We start from the raw sequence: 16,297 nt of genomic DNA on the forward strand, positions 1-16,297 counted from the left end.
ACGCCGATCACCTAGCGTGCCGTCACCCAAGTGGGGGACATTCGTGCCGACCTGCGCCGATCTAGCACACCCATCCGGAAATCCATCACGGTCAGTGACCCGCATCTCGACGGTACGACTTCCACAGCCGCCGCGCACGGTGCCGTTCCCGCTGCCCGTACCGGCGATCGTCCTGCACCACCTGGAGCGCGCCGGCCAGGTCCTCGGACATGGGAAGACCCTGCTCGAGCCATTCGAGCGCCAAGCGGGCACGCCAGTCCCCGCAGACCAGCGCGTGACGCACGATCGTCTGGAGCGCCGGCGCCTGCGGGGGCAGGCCCGACCAGCGCCGCGCGGTCGCGGGCCACGACCCGGCGAGGACCTCCAGGAGCGTGTCCAGGCTGTCCTCGGCGGGGTCGGCGCGGCGGTGGGGGACACCGACCACCCACGTGCCGTCGGGCGTGCGGCCGAGCCAGTGCCAGCGGTCACCCAGTGCCAGCACCGGCGTCCAGGAGCCGGGCGGCGGGTCGTCGGGGCGTGGCACCCGCACCCAGGTCGCGGTCAGGTCGGCGCAGACCACGACGACCCGGCCGCGGTGCCCGGCGATCTCGTGCCGGCAGCCTTCCGGCGCGGGCAGGATCTCGTCCAGCATGATGTGACCGATCAGGCCCGGCCCGTAGACCTTGCCGGACCCCTCGGAGGGGTCACCCGCGTCGACGTCGAGGCGGGTGACGCCGGTGTACTGCACGATCAGGTCCTCGTCGTGTTTCCACGGATTGCCGGCGTACCGGATGCGCACGGTGCCCGCCGGTCCGTCGTGCAGCAGTTCGCTGACAGCGAGGTCCTTGACGCACCGCGAGCCCGCGAGGTCGTAGTGGCCCGGGTCGGTCGCGAACCGTGCCGCGCCGGTCGGCAACTGTCCGGCGAACTGCGGCAGGGCGCCGAGGTAGGCGCTGGCGTCGAAGCTCGACGCGACGACATGACGCACGCACGGCAGGATATCGGAGCGTCCCTCTGGATGTTCGATAATGCACATTATGTCAACTAGATCGACGGGAAAGTGTCGTACCCCGGCGGTAGGTTCCTCGGCATGACGGGGATCGACTACACCACGCCTGGACCGCTCACCGATCTGTCTTCCGTGCCGCCCGCCGCCCTCGAGGCGGTGCCCGCCGACGCCGACGGCATCAACCGGCTCGCGCACACCCTCATCGTGCACCGCGACGAGACATCCGGGCTGGACCTGCCCGAGGCACGGTTCGCGGACAACCAGCTGCGACACGCCGACCGGATCGTCGCGGCGATCCTGCGCCTGGACGACACGCCGCTGCACGTGCCCCGCGAGGCCGCCCGGCGGGTCGTCGGCACGTGCCGGCACTTCGCGGTGCTCACGGTCGCGCTGCTGCGCTGGCGTGGCATCCCGGCGCGCGCCAGATGCGGGTTCGCCACCTATTTCCAGCCCGGTCTGGGCCTGGACCACTGGGTCGTCGAGCACCACCGCGACGGCCGGTGGGTCCGCACCGACACGGAGATCATCGGCGGCACGGTGCTGCCGCACCCCGAGGACCTCACCGACGGCCTGTTCCTGACCGGCGGTGAGGCGTGGACCGCGTGGCGGGAGGGCCGCATCGACGCGGCGAAGTTCGGCGTCGCCGGCACCGACAACTTCGGCCCTGCCGAAATCCAGGGCAATGCGGTGCGCGACCTCGCCGCGCTCAACAAGGTGGAGCTGCTGCCGTGGGACGAGTGGGGCCGGATGGGCGCCGCGTACAAGGGCGAGACCGGCGCCGACTACGACGAGCTCATGGACCGCGTCGCCACGGTGACCGCCGGCGACGACCCGCAGGAGGTCACCGACCTGTATGCGGCTGCGGACCTGCGGGTGCCGGAGGCGATGCTGCGCTGAGGCGGCGGGGGCGTCAGGCGGGCAGGCGGGCCGCATCCGGCACAACAGCGTCGTGAGGCGGAGCAGCATCGTGTTTTGGACGGCGGTGCTGCCGCGCGGGTGGGCGTAGCGCCATGCGCCGACCCGGCGCCCGCCGAGTCGCAGGGAAGTGGGCGTAGCAGAGGCGGTTGGCAGCCTCCCCCGCTCCCCCTGTGTCGCAGTTGTCAACTGCTGGCGGTTGAGTGTCTTTGGCGGGAAGGCCGTCCTCGGTCAGAGCGGGAGTGCGGAAACGCGGCACGGCACCCGCCGGTCAGACCGGGACCGTCCCACCGCAAGGTAGGACCTCCGATCGTGTGCTCCCTGGAGCGCACTGAAAGGTAACGGATGGAGCGGATCGTTCGGGACGTGATCGGTGCGGTCGAGCGGCAGGACTGGGTGCTGGTGAAGGCGTTCCTGCATCCGTACTTGCATTGGAGCGAGCCGGGCGTGGCGATGCGGGGGCGCACGAAGGTGCTGGCCCGGCTCGCGGAGGGGCCGGTGCCCACGGCGCCGGACTTCTACGAGGTGCGGGACGGGCAGATCTACCGCTGGACGGTGCGTTGAGCGAGGGTCACCTCGGCGGCAGCCAGTCGCAGTGCCGGTCGCGGGCCGTGGCGCTGCCGGTGAAGGTGTCCGCGCCGCAGTCGTAGGGATGGCAAATCCACGTGCAGGCGGCGTCGGTCAGCAGGACGTCGGCCGTCATGTCGTCCGCGCCGCAGCGCAGGAGTGAGTCCAGGAGCGGGTCGTCGAGCCTCATGCCGGCGACGTAGTGGTGCCGTCAGAAGCGGAAGCCGTGTTCGGTCGCGAGGTCGTCGCTGCGCCAGTACACAGCGCCGGGTGTCGTGGCGGCGACCGTGGTGTCGCGGGGCGTCGGCCGCGCGGTCGCCGACCACGGGCAGGTGACCACCGTCAGCGGACCGCCGCCCCGACCGGTCTCCCCCACGAGTTCCGTCAGCAGCGTGCGGTGCCGGTGCAGGATCTCCGCGTGTTCGGCGTCGGTGGTGGCGTACCGCTTGGCGTCGGGCAGCGTGTGGAACCGGGCCCACCGCGACGCGAACCCGTGCTGCATCAGGCCGGCGTCGGGTGGGCAGCCGGGCCACGCGCGGCGCCGCGCCGCGTCGGGTGCGGTCACGGAGTTGAGGCGCGCTGGCGTTCGGCGCGTTGCCGGACCAGTTCCTCCACCGCGCTCGGCAGTGTCGTTTCGAAGTCGATGAGCTTCGCCCAGGTCGGGGTGACGACGATGCGGACCATGCCGTCGTAGAGGGAGCGGATCTCGGCCTCCCAGTGCACGCGCTGCTCGGGTGTCATCTGGTAGGTGCCGTTCATCTGCAGGTACTCCTCCGGGATGCCGTCGACGACGTCGAGTTCGGCGTGGCCGCGGATGAGCAGGATCTTCGGCGGGTGGACCTCGGTGTCGATGGTCAGGGCGACCGCTGGGGCGGCGCGCAGCGCGTGAAGTTTCGGGGCGTTCTTCGTGGTGCACATGACGATCGTCGAGCCGTTCCAGGTGAAGGCGATCGGGATGGTGCGAGGTGTGCCGTCCTTGGCGACGTATGCGAGGCGGGTCAGGTCGCGGGCCAGCAGTTCCTGGCTGAGCGGTCGGTTGAGCACCTCGTGGATCTCGTTGGGCTGCACGGTCGTTGCCTCCTTGCGTCGGTGGGTCGACGCTGGGACGGAGCCGTGGCCAGGTTCTCGACATCTTCCGGGTTCACCGTATCGGCATAGACTGTCCGATATGTCAGATGGGCTGGACGGGTTGCTGGACGGGCAGTTGGCGTACTACCGGGCGAGGGCCCCGGAGTACGACGAGGTGTACGACGAGCGGGGGTTCAGCTCCCTGACCAACCTGGTCGACGAGCTGCCGATCGGCGGGGACGTGCTGGAGCTGGCGTGCGGCACGGGCCAGTGGACGGTGCGGCTGGCGCCGCGCGCCGCGCAGCTGACGGCGGTGGACGGGGCGCCGGAGATGCTGGACATCGCGCAGCGGCGGTTGGAGGCGGCGGGGCTGACGGCGACGTTCCGCCAGGAGGACCTGTTCGCGTGGCGCCCGCAGGCGCGGTACGACACGGTGTTCTTCGCGTTCTGGTTGTCGCACGTGCCGCCGCAGCGGTTCGCGGCGTTCTGGGCGGCGGTCGCCGCGGCGGTGCGGCCAGGAGGTCGGGTGGTGTTCGTGGACACGGACGCGGCGGAGCGGCGCACGGAGCGGGCGGCGCCCGGTGGCCGGGAGACGGTGCTGCGCAGGTTGAAGGACGGCAGCGAGCACGAGGTCGTCAAACTCTTCCATGACGCCGCTGGGCTCGCCGGTCAACTGGGGAAACTGGGGTGGACTGCACAGGTGGACCCCGCCGACGGAGGGTTCATCCGGGGGGTTGCTACGCTCACGGACAGGTCGGCACGGGACTAGGCATCCCGGGTCGGCGCCGGTTCGGTGAGCGTGCTGGAGTCCGACCCATCACGCTCCCACCGAGAAGCTTCCAGGGGTGTCCCCCGCTGTTTCGTCCAGGACGCGTTCGAGCGCGTCGAGGTGCGCTGTCCACAGCCGCCGGTAGGGCGTCAGCCACGCGTCGAGTTCGGCGAGGGGTTCGGGGACGAGTTCGTACCAGCGGCGTTGGGCGTCCTGCCGGACGGTGACGAGCCCGGCCTCTCGCAGCACCCGCAGGTGTTTGGAGGTGCCGGGCTGGGTCAGGCCGGTGCGGGCGGTGAGCTCGCCGACCGGCTGCGGGCCTTCCAGGAGCAGGTCCAGGATGCGGCGCCGCGCCGGTTCGGCGAGCACGTCGAAAATCACCCGGTCAACGTTATATGCCTACCACGGCATGCAGCGAGTCCGGGAGGGTGCCGGGGTGCAGGACGCCGAGGCGCTGGGTGGCGCGGGTCAGGGCGACGTAGAGGTCGTTGGCGCCGCGGGGTGACTCGTTGGCGATGCGGTCGGGGTCCACGACGATGACGCCGTCGAACTCGAGGCCCTTGGCCTGTTTGACGGTGAGGACGACGACCTTCGCGGCGAGTTCGGGTTCGTCGCCCACGGCGGCGTCGGGCAGGACCTTGAGCACCGCCGGTACCAGATCCGCGAAGGAACCCGCGGGCAGGATGACGCCGAGGCGTCCGTCGCCGGCCAGTGCGGCCTCGGCCACGGCGGCCTCGGCGAGCGCGTCGGGCAGGCGGGACGGTGCGACGCCGCGGATCCATGGGTCGACGCCGGAGGCCCGCACGGAGCGTGGTGGCTCCAGGTCGGGGTCGATGCCGGCGAGGACTCCGGCGGCGACGGCCATGATCTCCGTGGGGGTGCGGTAGTTGACGGTGAGCTCCCGCAGCCGCCAGCGGCCGGGGACGTACGGGTCGAGCGCGGACGCCCAGGAGGCGGCGCCGCCGAGGTCGCCGGTCTGGGCGACGTCGCCGACGACGGTCATCGAGCGGGACGGGCAGCGGCGCATGAGCAGCCGCCAGGCCATCGGTGACAGTTCCTGGGCCTCGTCGACGATGACGTGGCCGAAGGCCCACTTGCGGTCGGCGGCGGCGCGTTCGGCCGGGGTGAGGGCGGATGCCTCGTCCTGGCGTTCGGCGAGCCGGTCGGCCTCGAGCAGGTCGGTGACGGACAGCAGCTCGGGGTCGTCCTCGTCCTCGACGTCGATGGACCGGGACCCGAAGGCGATCTCCAGGGCGCCTTCGGCGTAGGCGATCTGCCGTTTGCGTTGCCGTTCGGCGATGATCTCGCGGATGGTGTCGTCCTCGCCGAGCAGTTCCGCGGCCTCGTCGAGCAGCGGCACGTCGGCGGGGGTCCACCCGGAGCGGGCGGAGCGTTTCAACTGCGGCGGGGCGCCCGCGGACTGCAGCCTGGAGGAGGAGGCGAACAGGCCGGCGACGAGCTGCTGCGGGGTGAGGATCGGCCACAGCCAGTCCAGTGCGCCGAGGACCTCGGCCTCGCCGCGCAGCTCGCGGCGGATCTCGGCGAGGTCGGCCTCGTCGAGGATCTGCGGGTCGCCGGGGGCGTCGTCGCCGCCGAGGGGGTCATCCGCGTACGGGTCGATGCCGATGGTGTCGGCGACCAGCAGCGACAACGCGTGGATGATCTCGGTGTCGAAGGCGGGGCGGGCCAGGTTGTGCAGTTTGCCGGAGCGGCGGGCCTGGTCGCGGGCGTCGGCGATGACCTCGGGGTCGAGCATGACGGCGGCGCCGTCGAGGATGTCGAGGTGGATCGCGACGGCCTCGTCCGGGACGCGCTGGCGGTCCTGGACGGCGGCGGCGAGGACGTCGGCCATGGCGGCGCGGCCCTTGACCTCGGCGATCTCGGCGGGTTCGTCGGTGTGCGCGACGATGCCGGGGAACAGGTCACCCATGGTGCCGAGCAGGACGCCGGTCTCGGCGAGGGACGGCAGGACCTGTCCGATGTAGCGCAGGAACGTCGGGTTGGGTCCGACGATGAGCACGACCCGGGAGGACAGCATCTGCCGGTGCGTGTAGAGCAGGTACGCGGCGCGGTGCAGCGCGACGGCGGTCTTGCCGGTGCCGGGGCCGCCCTGCACGACCAGGACGCCGTTGAGGTCGGCGCGGATGACGTGGTCCTGTTCGGCCTGGATCGTCTCGACGATGTCTTTCATCCGGCCGGTACGGGATGCGTTCAGCGCCGAGAGCAGCGCGGCTTCGCCGGCGACGCCGTCGTGTGCGCCGCGCCCGGTGTGGTGCGCCTCGGCGAGGTCGAGGACCTCGTCGTCGACGCCGGTGACGGTGCGCCGCTCGGTGCGGATGTGGCGGCGCCGCCGCACCCCTTCCGGTGCGGCGGCGGTGGCCAGGTAGAACGCTCGTGAGGCGGGGGCCCGCCAGTCGATGAGCAGCGGCTCGTAGTCGTTTGCTTCGTCGAAGATGCCGATCCGGCCGATGTAGCGGACCTCATCGTCGTCGTGGAAGTCGAGGCGGCCGAAGCACAGCCCGTTCTCCACGGCGCTGTACTGGGCTATGCGGTCGGCGTACAGCGCGGTCGCCGAGTCCCGGTGGGATCGGTCGCCGGGCGTGCCGCCGGTCTGCAGCAGTGCCCGTTGCAGTTGGCCGGCCGCTTCCTCCCGCAGCGTGTCGAGGTGCCCGTACAGCATCGTGAGATGCGCTTGCTCAATTGCGAGCTCGGATGCGTTTGACAACCCGTCTCCAGTCGGCTAACATTTCCATCAGTCAGGCGCCCGAGGGCGCCTTTTTTGATGCCCGAACGGTCCACTCTACCGCCTACCGCGACAGTCTTCGGTACTGCCGGATGGACAGTGGCACGAACACGACCGTGAGGACCGCCGGCCACAGCAGCGCCGGCCAGGTCGCGCCGCCGCCGGGGTTGCCGAAGAGGGCGCGGGTCGCGTCCGCGGTGGCGGACAGCGGGTTCCAGTGTGACAGCGTGCCGAGCCACGCGGGCATGTCCTGCGGTGAGGCGAGCGCGCTGGACAGGAACGCGACCGGCCACACCAGGATCTGCACGGCGACGAGCAGCTGCGGGTTGCCGCTGAGCAGCCCGAGGTAGATACCGATCCACAGCACCGCGAAGCGCAGCCACAGCAGCAGGCCGACGGCGGTGAGCGCGCCGGCGAGCCCGTCGTGCCAGCGCCAGCCGACGGCGAGGCCGCAGCCGAGCATGACCAGCAGCCCGAGCGCGGAGGTGAGCAGGTCGGCGACGGCCCGGCCGGTCACCTGCGCCGAGGGTGCCATCGGCAGGGACCGGAACCGGTCGGTGACGCCGCGGCCGGTGTCGGTGGCGATCGCGGCGAACGTCGACTCGACCCCGAACAGCATCGTCATCGCGTACATGCCGGGCAGCAGGTATTCGCGGTAGTCGCCGCCGCCGGCGACGCTCATGCCGCCGCCGAGGACGAACCCGAACATGAGCACCAGCAGCACCGGGAACAGCAGCATGACCACGATCTGTGCGGGTTGCCGGGCCAGGTGCGCCAGCTCCCGCTGCGTCATGACCCAGCCGTCGTGCATTGTCCATCTGAGGTTCATGCGGTCACCAGTTTCAGGAATGCCTCGTCGAGGGTGGGGCGGCGCACGGTGATGTCCTCGACGTCGGGCAGCGCGGCGGCGAGGGTGAGCGCGGCGATCCGGTCGTGGACGGCGACGCTGACCCTGTCGCCGTCAACCGTGACCGGGCCGAGCACGGCCAAGCGGGCCGCCACCATGTCGGTGGCGCTTGTAACCACCTCAAGCCGGTCGGCGCCCTTGAGGTCGGCGGGCGTGCCGTCGGCGATGACCCTGCCGTGGTCGATGACGGTGACCCGGTCGGCGAGCTGGTCGGCCTCGTCGAGGTACTGGGTGGTGAGCAGCACTGTGGTGCCGCCCGCGACGAGCCGCCGCACGGCCGTCCACACCTCGGCGCGGCCGTGCGGGTCCAGGCCGGTGGTCGGCTCGTCCAGGAACAGCACCTTCGGGGTGAGGATCATCCCCGCGGCGAGGTCGAGGCGGCGGCGCATCCCGCCGGAGAACTGGTTGGCCGGCTTCTCCCCCACGTCGGCGAGCCCGAACTGCTCCAGCAGCACGTCCGCGCGGCGCCGCGCGGCGGCCAGGCCGAGGTGGCTGAGCCGCCCGAACATGACGAGGTTCTGCCGGGCGCTGAGCAGCTCGTCGACGGCGGCGTGCTGCCCGACGAGCCCGATCGCGGCGCGGACCCGCCCGGGGTGGCGCCGCACGTCGTGCCCGGCGACGGTGGCCGTGCCCGCGTCGAGGCGGACCAGGGTGGCGAGGATGCGGACCAGGGTGGTCTTGCCGGCACCGTTGGGCCCCAGCAGCCCGTGCACGGTCCCGGCCTCGACGGTGAGGTCGACGCCGTCGAGTGCGGCGCGCCCGTCGTAGCGTTTGCGGATGTCTCGAACAACAATCACGCTATACAGTGTATAGAGTTAGAGTGGAAGTTGCGACTCGATGTTCCGAGCACTGCTCCGTCTGACCACCCGCCCCACGCCCCGCGCCCGGCCGCTCACGGGCGAGGCCCTTCCACTACGCGACTTCCCGTGATCGAAGTCGCGCGGCGGCCGTCCACGCGGCCAGAACGCGACTTCGATCACGGGAAGTCGGGGGTGCCGGGTCCGGTCGAAGACGTGCCGGGCTCGGCAAAGCACGGACGGCCGCTCGCAGCGAACCCGAAGCCGGCACCTCCGACATCCCGTGATCGAAGTCGCGGGGCGGCCGCTCGGGTGGCCATCCCGCGACTTCGATCACGAGGCACCCCAGGCCAACGGACGCCACCCGGCGCCTCGGTGATCGAAGTCGCGCGGCGGCCGTCCCCGCGGCCATCCCGCGACTTCGATCACCGAGGCGCCTCAGACCACCGGACGCCGCCGGGCGGCCCGCCGTGATCGAAGTCGCGGGGCGGCCGTCCCCGCGGCCAGAACGCGACGTCGATCACCGAGATGCAGGCGCTGGCCTCGTTTCCGGGCCTGCCGCTGCGGTCGACGGCGCAGGCGCGTCGACGGCAGCGGCCGACAGCGTGGCCGGGCTCGACTCCCCGGCAGTCAGCGCCGCCGAGCCCGACTCTCCGGCGGCCGACGCAGCCACCGAGCCGGAATTCCCGGCCCCCGGCGCCGCCGGCGAGCGCAGCACCAGCGCGGCGACCGCGATCGACGCGACCAGCAGCGCCGCGCTGACCGTGAACGCCAGCCGGTACCCGGCCGTCAGCGCCACCGCCTCCGACGCGCCCGCAGCGAGCCGCCCGCGGTCCGCGACGCCGCGACCGTCGACAGCGCCGCCACCCCCAGCGCCATGCCCAGCTGCTGGGTGGTGTTGAACAGCCCGGACGCCAGCCCCGCGTCGTCGGCCCGGGCGCCGGACATCCCCAGGCCCGTGATCGCCGGCAGGGCCAGGCCGCCGCCGGCGATGAGCAGCATCACCGGCAGCAGGTCGGGGGCGAAGCGAGCGTCGACCGGCAGCCTGGTCAGCCACGCCATTGCGAGGACCAGCAGCGCCAGGCCGGCGATCAGGGTGACCCGCTCGCCGAAGCGGGCGATCACCCGCGCCGACACGACGAGGGACACCACGGCGATCGCGAGGGCGGCGGGCAGCATCGCCAGCCCCGTCTGCAGGGCGGTGTAGTGCAGGACACGCTGCATGTACAGGGCGACCAGGATCTGGAAGGAGAACATCGCGCCGATCATCAGGATCTGCAGGACATTTGCGCCCGCGACCTGGCGGGAGCGCAGCACGCGCAGCGGCATGAGCGGGGTGCGGGCGGTGGCCTGCCGGGCCACGAACCCGGCCAGCAGCAGCACCGCCGCCACGGAGAAGAGCACGCGGCCGGTGGACTGCACGACCGCGGCGATGCCGGTCATGAGCCCGGCGGTGACGAGGAACGCGCCGAGGACGTCGGCGCCGGCGCGCAGGCCGAGGCCGCGGTCGGCGGGCACGAACGGGAAGGTCAGCACGAACGCGGCAACGCCGATCGGCACGTTGATCAGGAAGATCCAGTGCCAGCTGAGCAGGTCGGTGAGGACGCCGCCGAGGACCTGGCCGATGGAGGCGCCGGCGGCGCCGGTGAACGCGAACACCCCGAACGCCTTGGCGCGCTCGGCCGGGGCGGGGAACAGGGTGACGATGATGCCGAGGCTGACGGCGCTGAACATGGCGCTGCCGGCGCCCTGCAGGAAGCGGGCCGCGATCAGCATGGCCGGGCTGGTCGCGAGGCCGGCCAGGACCGACGCGAGCACGAAGACGAACGTGCCCGCAAGGAGCATCCGGCGGCGGCCGAGCAGGTCACCGAGGCGCCCGGCGAGCAGCAGCAGGCTGCCGAACGCGATGAGGTACGCGTTGACGACCCAGGTCAGTCCGGACGCGGTGAAGCCGAGGTCGGCCTGCATGACGGGCATCGCGACGGTGACGATGCTGCCGTCCAGGACGGTCATGAGCATGCCGGTGGCCAGGACGGCGAGGGCCGCCCCACGGTTGGTGTCCATGGTTCGACCGTAACAGATAGTCCGCTACGGAACCATCCGCATGTGACCTACAAGAAGCATGTGACCTACAAGAGGTATGTGACCTACAGGGGCAGGTGACCTACAGCGCGGCGGCGCGTGCCCTGCGGACGCCCGGCGCCTCGACCGGGGCGGCGAGGTGTCCCGTGGTCAGGCGGGTCAGGGCCCGCACCAGCACGTCGCGCTCCGCGGCCGGCAGGGAGTCCAGCGCGGCGGCGTGTACGCCGTCCGCGATCTGCTGGCTGCGCGCCGCGATCTGCGCCCCGGCCGGGGTCACCGCGATGATCCGGGCCCGCCGGTCGGTGCTGGACGGGCGCCGCTGCGCGTAGCCGGCCTTCTCCAGGGCGTCGACGGTCACGACCATCGTCGTCTTGTCCATGCCGCCGATCTCGGCCAGCTGGATCTGGGTGCGCTCGGCGCCGAGCGCGTGCACGAGCACGCAGTGCATCCGCGGCGTCAGGCCGATCTCGGCCAGTGCCGCGGCCATCTGCGTGCGCAGGACGTGACTGGTGTGATCGAGCAGAAACGAGAGGTCAGGCTCGACCCGCGTCGGTGCGGTCATACCTTCGAGCGTATCAATGCACCGGGGAGCGGATGATCTGTCAGCAAACCGTCTGCGACGTTCCGGACGCCGAGCGTGGGCGTAGGGTGCCCGAGTGATCGCTGTGCGGTACCGCCTCGGGATCGATTTCGGCACCTCGAACACCGTCGCCGTCATCCACGAGGAGGACGGGCGCACCCGCCCGGTGCTGTTCGACGGCTTCCCGCTACTGCCGTCGTGCGTCTGCGTGTCCCTGGACGGTGAGAGCCTGCTCGTCGGCCGCGAGGCGACCCACGCCGCCAGGGTCCGGCCGGAGCGGTACGAGCCGCACCCGAAGCGCCGCATCGACGACGGCACCGTCCTGCTCGGCGACGTCGAGTACCGCGTGGATACGCTCATCACCGCCGTCCTGGCCCGGGTCAGGGCCGAGACCGTGCGGACCATGGGCGGCGAACCCGGCGCCGTCGTGCTCACCTACCCGGCCGCGTGGGGTCCCCGCCGCCGGTCCGTCCTGCTCGAAGCGGCCGGCAAGGCCGGTCTCGGCACCCCGCAACTGATTCCCGAGCCCGTCGCCGCGGCCGCGTTCTTCGTCGCCGCGACCGGCGCCGCGGTGCCCGTCGGCAGCCGCGTCGTCGTGTACGACTTCGGCGCCGGCACGTTCGACGCGTCCGTCGTCACCCGCACCGCCACCGGCTGGGACGTCATCGCCAGCGAAGGCCTCGACGACGCCGGCGGCCTCGACGTCGACGCCGCGATCGTCGACTACCTCGGCCAGGTGCACGCCGCCACCCACGGCGAGGCCATGCGGCAACTCACCCACCCGCAGACCGTCGCCGACCGCCGCGCCCACCGCAACCTGTGGGAGGACGTGCGCACCGCGAAGGAGATCCTGTCCCGGTCCGCGTCGACGTACATCCACCTGCCGCTCATCGAGCAGGACGCGCCGCTCGGCCGGGAACAGCTGGAGCGCCTCGCCCGCCCCGTCGTGGACCGCACCGTCGCGCTGACCCGCACCGTGTTCGCCGCCGCCGAACCCAACCGGCCCCTCGCCGGGCTGTTCCTGGTCGGCGGGTCCAGCCGGATGCCGCTGGTCGCGACCCTGCTGCACCAGGCGACCGGGGTAGCCCCGACCGTCCTGGAGCAGCCGGAGCTGGTCGTCGCGGAGGGCGCCGCCCGGCCCCTGGCGGCGACCGGAGCGCAACCGGTTCTCGACGCCGCGGGTGTACGCCAATCCGCCGACGCCCCGCTGTGGCCGACCACCGCCGCAGCCGCGCCGGGCACGGCGGGCGCGCACGTCCCCGGCCGGTGCGGGCAACGACCACTCGGTCCGCGGCGTCGCCAGCGTCCGCCCGTCGCAGCCGTCCCGGCCGCCATCGCCGGCACCCCAGCAGCCTCCGGCTGCGGCGCCAGGCGGCGGGTCTACGGCACGCCCGCCGCGGCATCCGCCGGCGCACCCGGTAGCGCGTCCGGAAGTGCGCCCGGTGGCACGCCCATGTTCTCGATCCCGCCGGTGTCCGGCCGGCCGGCAGCCGGTCAGCCGCAGCCTGGCGCCGGATGGGGCGGCGGCATGCCGGTCTCCGGCCCGCCGGACGCCGCCTGGTCGACCTCGGCCCAGCCCAGCCCGTCCTGGCCGGTCTCCCCCCGCGACCGGCCCCGCGAGCCCGACCAGCCCAGCCGCCGGCCCCACCCAAGGTGCCGGCCCTGCCCACGATGCCGGCCCGGCACGCGGCGCCGACCCCGCCGGTCCCGTCAGCCCGGCCGGCGGAACGGGCCCGGCCGCCGCGACCGGCCCCGCGTCCCCGGCCATGGCCGCGTTCGGCGCCGGGCCACCACCCGCGACCGCCACCCCGCCCGCGACCGGCCAGGCGCCCGGCACCACGACGGAGCCCGCACCGCCCGGAGCGATCCGCCAGGTCCTCGTCACCGCCGCCGTCACGCTCGGCGCGCTGCTGCTGTTCGGGTACCTCGGCCGCAAGGCCCGCGACGGCGAGTGGTCGCTGCCCTACGAGGTCGCCGCCTGGAACGACTGGGTCGGCGAGGCGCGCATCTACCTGTACCCGGGATTCCTGCTGTGGCTGGCCTACCTGTTCGCCGCCCCGGCCGGCAAGGCCGTGCCCCGCGCCGTCACCTACGGCCTGCTGCTCATCCCCGCGATGATCGTCATGCAGGAGTTCGCGATCGTGTTCGCGTGGGCCGGCGGCCGGATCGCCCTCTACGCCCTGCTGGTCATCGGCCTGCTCGCCGCGGTGATCCTGCTCGCCGCCCGGCGCCGCCTCGACGGGACCGAGGTGCAGCCGATCTTCGGCCGCGCAGACGCCGGCGGCCTCGCACTCGGCGTGTTCATCGCGATCCTCGCCTCGGCGCCGGAGGTCCGGTACGCGATCGAAAGCCTGGAGGACGGCGACGTCGGCCTCGCCGACGCCCTGAGGATCGACGAGGTGCCGGCGCTGCACTGGTTCGTGTTCGGCCCGTCGGTGACCCTCGCCTTCGCCGGGCTGGGCGCCGCGATGGGCCGGTTCGTCGCGCTGACCGCCCCGGGCCAGGCCCGCTGGCTGCCCCGCATCGCGTCCGCGGCGCTCCTGCTCGGCGCGCTCGTGGCGCTGTCCCGCATCGGCACCGGCCTGTTCGACTGGTAACCGCGGCGCACACAACACCAGACGCGGACGGGGCCCACCACAAGACGCGGCCGCGTCACGCCGCCAGGGCGTGCCGGCCGCGGTACGTCCACCGGTACACCCACCGGCCGTGCCGAAGGCGCCAGCCACGGCGGCGGCCGAGCAGCGCCAGGACGATGCCGATCAGGACCGCCCACGTGCCCAGGGCCGCGACCGTGCCGACCGGCCCGCCGGTCACCGGCAGCGACCGCGCCGCCGCGGACACGGCGACCGGCACGGTCAGGTACCGCAGCGTGTTGTCCGCGGCGAGCCCGGCCGCCAGCAGCGTGTGCCCGCCCCGGTGCAGGTCTTCGGGGACCACGACGAGCAGCGTGAACGTCCCGTCGGCGCCGGCGAACGCGGTGCCGAGCCGCCGCGGCGTGGAGTACACCACGACCTGCACCGCCGTGCCGGGCTTGTAGCCGCCGCCGTGCAGGGTGATCGCCGCCCCGGCCGCCGTGGCGTCGCCCGCCGCGTTGCGCAGGCCACCCGCGGTGGGTGGCGCGGCGGCCGGGACCGTCACGGGCACGGGGTCCTGCAGGACGGTCAGGGTGGCGGTGACGTCGGGTGCGGCCGCGAACCGCCGGTCGCCGTCCTGCCGGGCGACCAGCGGGCACGCGCCGGCGGCGAGGAGGGTCACGGTCGCACCGTCGACGGTGCAGGTGCCGGCGCTGGTCGTGCTGTACGTGACCGGCAGCCCGGACGTGGCGGTCGCGGTGAGCGTGACCGGCCCGTCGGACACGGCCGCCGGCGGCGGCGGCGAACGCGACGGTCTGCACCGCCGGGGCGATCCGCACCGTGCGGGTGACCCGGGGCGCCGGCGCCCAGTCCCGGTTGCCCGGCTGGTCGGCGCGCAGGATGCAGGCACCCGCGGCGACCGGGGTGACGGCGTACCCCTGGACCGTGCACACCCGCGGGCTGCCGCTGCTCAGCACGACCGGAAGGTAGGACGACGCGGCCGGCGCGACCGTGAGCGGCCCGTCGGTGAAGGACCTGCCGGGTGGCTGGGCGAAGGTGATGCGCTGCCCGCCCCGGGTGACCGTGAACGTGGTGCGCTGCGTGCCACGGCCGACGGTGAAGCGGACCTCGACGTCGGGTGCCGCGGTCCAGTTCGGTGCGGCGGGCCGCTGAGCGCGCAGCACGCAGGTACCGGTGGCGTGCAGGGTGACCGTCGTCCCGGCGACGGTGCACACGGCCTGATCAAGACCGGTGACGGTGACCGGGAGCCCGGAGTTGGCGGCCGGCGCGATCGTCACGGTGCCGTCGGCGAGCGCGGCCGGGCCGGGCGCAGGGAACGTGATGCTCTGCCGGCCGCGGCCGACGGCGAAGGACCGCACGACCCGGGGCGCCGCCGCGTACCGGCCGTTGCCGCGCTGGTCGGCGCGCAGCACGCAGGTCCCGGTGCCGACGAGCGTGACGCGGTGGCGTCGCACGGTGCAGACGTCGCGGGCGGCGCTGGTGACGGTGACCGTGATGCCGGACGTGGCGGCCGGGTCGATGCGGACCGTCCGCGCGTTCATCGACGTGTCGTCCGGGCGGGCGAACGTGATCGTCTGCGGGGTCTTCGCGATGTGGAAGGTGTCGGCGGCGCGGGGCGCGGCGGCGTACTCGTCGTCGCCGCGCTGGTCGGCGTGCACGGTGCAGGTGCCGCCGGCGACGAGGGTGACGGTGTGGCCCTTGACCTTGCAGGTCCGTGGCGTCGCGCTGGCGTAGGTGACGGCGAGGCCCGACGTCGCGGTCGCGGACACCTGGACCGTGCCGGCGGCGACGGCCGTGTCCGGGGTCGGTGACCAGGTGATCGTCTGGGCGCGGCCGAGCACGGCGAAGGTGTCGCTGGCCGGTTCGGCGGCCGCGAAGGAGCCGTTGCCGGGCTGGGTGGCGCGGATCGTGCAGCGGCCGTGCCGATGCAGGGTGACCACGTCGCCGTCGGCGGTGCACACGTCGGTGCTGGTGCTGGTGTACTGCACGGGCAGCCCGGACGAGGCGACCGCGGCGACCGAGACGGTCCCGGCGGTCAGCGGCGTGTCCGGGGTGCCGGTCCAGGTGATGCGCTGCTCGGCGAGCGCATCCGCGGCGGCGGCCGGTGTGGGCGACATCGCGCCGAGGAGGATCAGGACCGACGCCGCCGTCGCCGACAGGGTCCTCACCGGCCCGCGCCGCAGCAGCACGCCGAACGCCGTCATGGCGGTCTCCCCCGTCCGTCTCCGGTTGGAGGGCGGCCGGCCTACCCGCCGCCCCGCAGTCGAAGACCGTAACGTAGAGTGAT

The 16,297-nt window shown here is 73.1% G+C and carries 18 protein-coding genes and 2 pseudogenes; 9 read left to right on the forward strand and 11 right to left on the reverse strand.

All coding sequences use genetic code 11. From position 1 onward, the window contains the following. Positions 1-91: 91 nt before the first annotated feature. On the reverse strand, positions 92-967 hold the full coding sequence (locus OHA72_RS40570; RefSeq protein WP_327001388.1) for a hypothetical protein: 876 nt from the start codon (positions 965-967) through the stop codon (positions 92-94). Positions 968-1,069: 102 nt separating this feature from the next. On the opposite strand from OHA72_RS40570, the gene OHA72_RS40575 reads away from it, so the two are divergent. Both OHA72_RS40575 and OHA72_RS40580 read left to right on the forward strand, forming a co-directional pair. Further along, positions 1,070-1,885 (forward strand): transglutaminase-like domain-containing protein, encoded by an 816-nt coding sequence (locus OHA72_RS40575; protein ID WP_327001389.1) that lies wholly within the window; start codon positions 1,070-1,072, stop codon positions 1,883-1,885. A gap of 363 nt (positions 1,886-2,248) precedes the next feature. Then, positions 2,249-2,467, forward strand: coding sequence for a nuclear transport factor 2 family protein (locus tag OHA72_RS40580; protein WP_327001390.1), 219 nt, complete (start codon positions 2,249-2,251; stop codon positions 2,465-2,467). A gap of 7 nt (positions 2,468-2,474) precedes the next feature. Here the strand turns inward: OHA72_RS40580 and OHA72_RS65095 are convergent. Further along, positions 2,475-2,972 (reverse strand): annotated as a pseudogene (locus OHA72_RS65095) (DUF3885 domain-containing protein). Between the two features lie 59 nt (positions 2,973-3,031). Then, a complete protein-coding gene (locus OHA72_RS40595) occupies positions 3,032-3,538 on the reverse strand; it encodes a pyridoxamine 5'-phosphate oxidase family protein (RefSeq protein WP_327001393.1) in 507 nt (168 codons plus the stop codon). A gap of 100 nt (positions 3,539-3,638) precedes the next feature. Between OHA72_RS40595 and OHA72_RS40600 the strand changes: the two genes are divergently transcribed. Further along, positions 3,639-4,307, forward strand: coding sequence for a class I SAM-dependent methyltransferase (locus tag OHA72_RS40600; RefSeq protein ID WP_327001394.1), 669 nt, complete (start codon positions 3,639-3,641; stop codon positions 4,305-4,307). Between the two features lie 48 nt (positions 4,308-4,355). Here the strand turns inward: OHA72_RS40600 and OHA72_RS40605 are convergent, their stop codons facing one another. The 7 genes from OHA72_RS40605 to OHA72_RS40635 all read right to left on the reverse strand — a co-directional run bounded on the left by OHA72_RS40605 (position 4,356) and on the right by OHA72_RS40635 (position 11,398). Then, positions 4,356-4,688 (reverse strand): ArsR/SmtB family transcription factor, encoded by a 333-nt coding sequence (locus tag OHA72_RS40605; protein WP_327001395.1) that lies wholly within the window; start codon positions 4,686-4,688, stop codon positions 4,356-4,358. A gap of 10 nt (positions 4,689-4,698) precedes the next feature. Beyond that, positions 4,699-6,987: a HelD family protein gene (locus tag OHA72_RS40610; RefSeq protein WP_327001396.1), complete on the reverse strand. Its 2,289-nt coding sequence runs from the start codon at positions 6,985-6,987 to the stop codon at positions 4,699-4,701. Between the two features lie 127 nt (positions 6,988-7,114). Next, complete coding sequence (locus OHA72_RS40615) at positions 7,115-7,879, reverse strand: ABC transporter permease (RefSeq protein WP_327001397.1); 765 nt, start codon at positions 7,877-7,879, stop codon at positions 7,115-7,117. Further along, entirely contained in the window at positions 7,876-8,763 is an 888-nt protein-coding gene (locus tag OHA72_RS40620) for an ABC transporter ATP-binding protein (protein WP_442788764.1), read from the reverse strand. Before OHA72_RS40620 ends, OHA72_RS40615 begins: the two co-directional genes overlap by 4 nt. Before the next feature lie 511 nt (positions 8,764-9,274). Then, on the reverse strand, positions 9,275-9,553 hold the full coding sequence (locus OHA72_RS40625) for a hypothetical protein (RefSeq protein WP_327001399.1): 279 nt from the start codon (positions 9,551-9,553) through the stop codon (positions 9,275-9,277). Next, positions 9,544-10,818 (reverse strand): MFS transporter, encoded by a 1,275-nt coding sequence (locus tag OHA72_RS40630; protein WP_327001400.1) that lies wholly within the window; start codon positions 10,816-10,818, stop codon positions 9,544-9,546. Before OHA72_RS40630 ends, OHA72_RS40625 begins: the two co-directional genes overlap by 10 nt. A gap of 100 nt (positions 10,819-10,918) precedes the next feature. Then, entirely contained in the window at positions 10,919-11,398 is a 480-nt protein-coding gene (locus OHA72_RS40635) for a MarR family winged helix-turn-helix transcriptional regulator (protein ID WP_327001401.1), read from the reverse strand. Between the two features lie 103 nt (positions 11,399-11,501). Between OHA72_RS40635 and OHA72_RS65100 the strand changes: the two are divergent. Together OHA72_RS65100 and OHA72_RS40645 are read left to right on the forward strand one after the other, a co-directional pair. Next, a pseudogene (locus tag OHA72_RS65100) lies at positions 11,502-12,500 on the forward strand (Hsp70 family protein); the annotation flags it as partial. A gap of 682 nt (positions 12,501-13,182) precedes the next feature. Then, positions 13,183-14,013, forward strand: coding sequence for a hypothetical protein (locus OHA72_RS40645; protein WP_327001403.1), 831 nt, complete (start codon positions 13,183-13,185; stop codon positions 14,011-14,013). Positions 14,014-14,068: 55 nt separating this feature from the next. Here the strand turns inward: OHA72_RS40645 and OHA72_RS40650 are convergent, their stop codons facing one another. Then, positions 14,069-14,773: a hypothetical protein gene (locus tag OHA72_RS40650; protein ID WP_327001404.1), complete on the reverse strand. Its 705-nt coding sequence runs from the start codon at positions 14,771-14,773 to the stop codon at positions 14,069-14,071. A gap of 56 nt (positions 14,774-14,829) precedes the next feature. Here OHA72_RS40650 and OHA72_RS40655 point away from each other — a divergent pair, with 56 nt between their 5' ends. The 4 genes from OHA72_RS40655 (at position 14,830) to OHA72_RS40670 (ending at position 16,296) form a co-directional block, all read left to right on the forward strand. Further along, complete coding sequence (locus OHA72_RS40655; protein ID WP_327001405.1) at positions 14,830-14,979, forward strand: hypothetical protein; 150 nt, start codon at positions 14,830-14,832, stop codon at positions 14,977-14,979. Positions 14,980-15,000: 21 nt separating this feature from the next. Beyond that, a complete protein-coding gene (locus tag OHA72_RS40660; protein ID WP_327001406.1) occupies positions 15,001-15,162 on the forward strand; it encodes a hypothetical protein in 162 nt (53 codons plus the stop codon). A 78-nt stretch (positions 15,163-15,240) separates the two neighbouring features. Next, positions 15,241-15,744 carry a hypothetical protein gene (locus tag OHA72_RS40665; RefSeq protein WP_327001407.1) on the forward strand — a complete coding sequence of 168 codons (504 nt, stop codon included), beginning with the start codon at positions 15,241-15,243 and terminating at the stop codon, positions 15,742-15,744. Further along, a complete protein-coding gene (locus tag OHA72_RS40670; RefSeq protein ID WP_327001408.1) occupies positions 15,745-16,296 on the forward strand; it encodes a hypothetical protein in 552 nt (183 codons plus the stop codon). The last annotated feature ends 1 nt before the right edge of the window (position 16,297 follow it).

Source organism: Dactylosporangium sp. NBC_01737, assembly GCF_035963215.1.
Taxonomy (GTDB): Bacteria; Actinomycetota; Actinomycetes; order Mycobacteriales; family Micromonosporaceae; genus Dactylosporangium.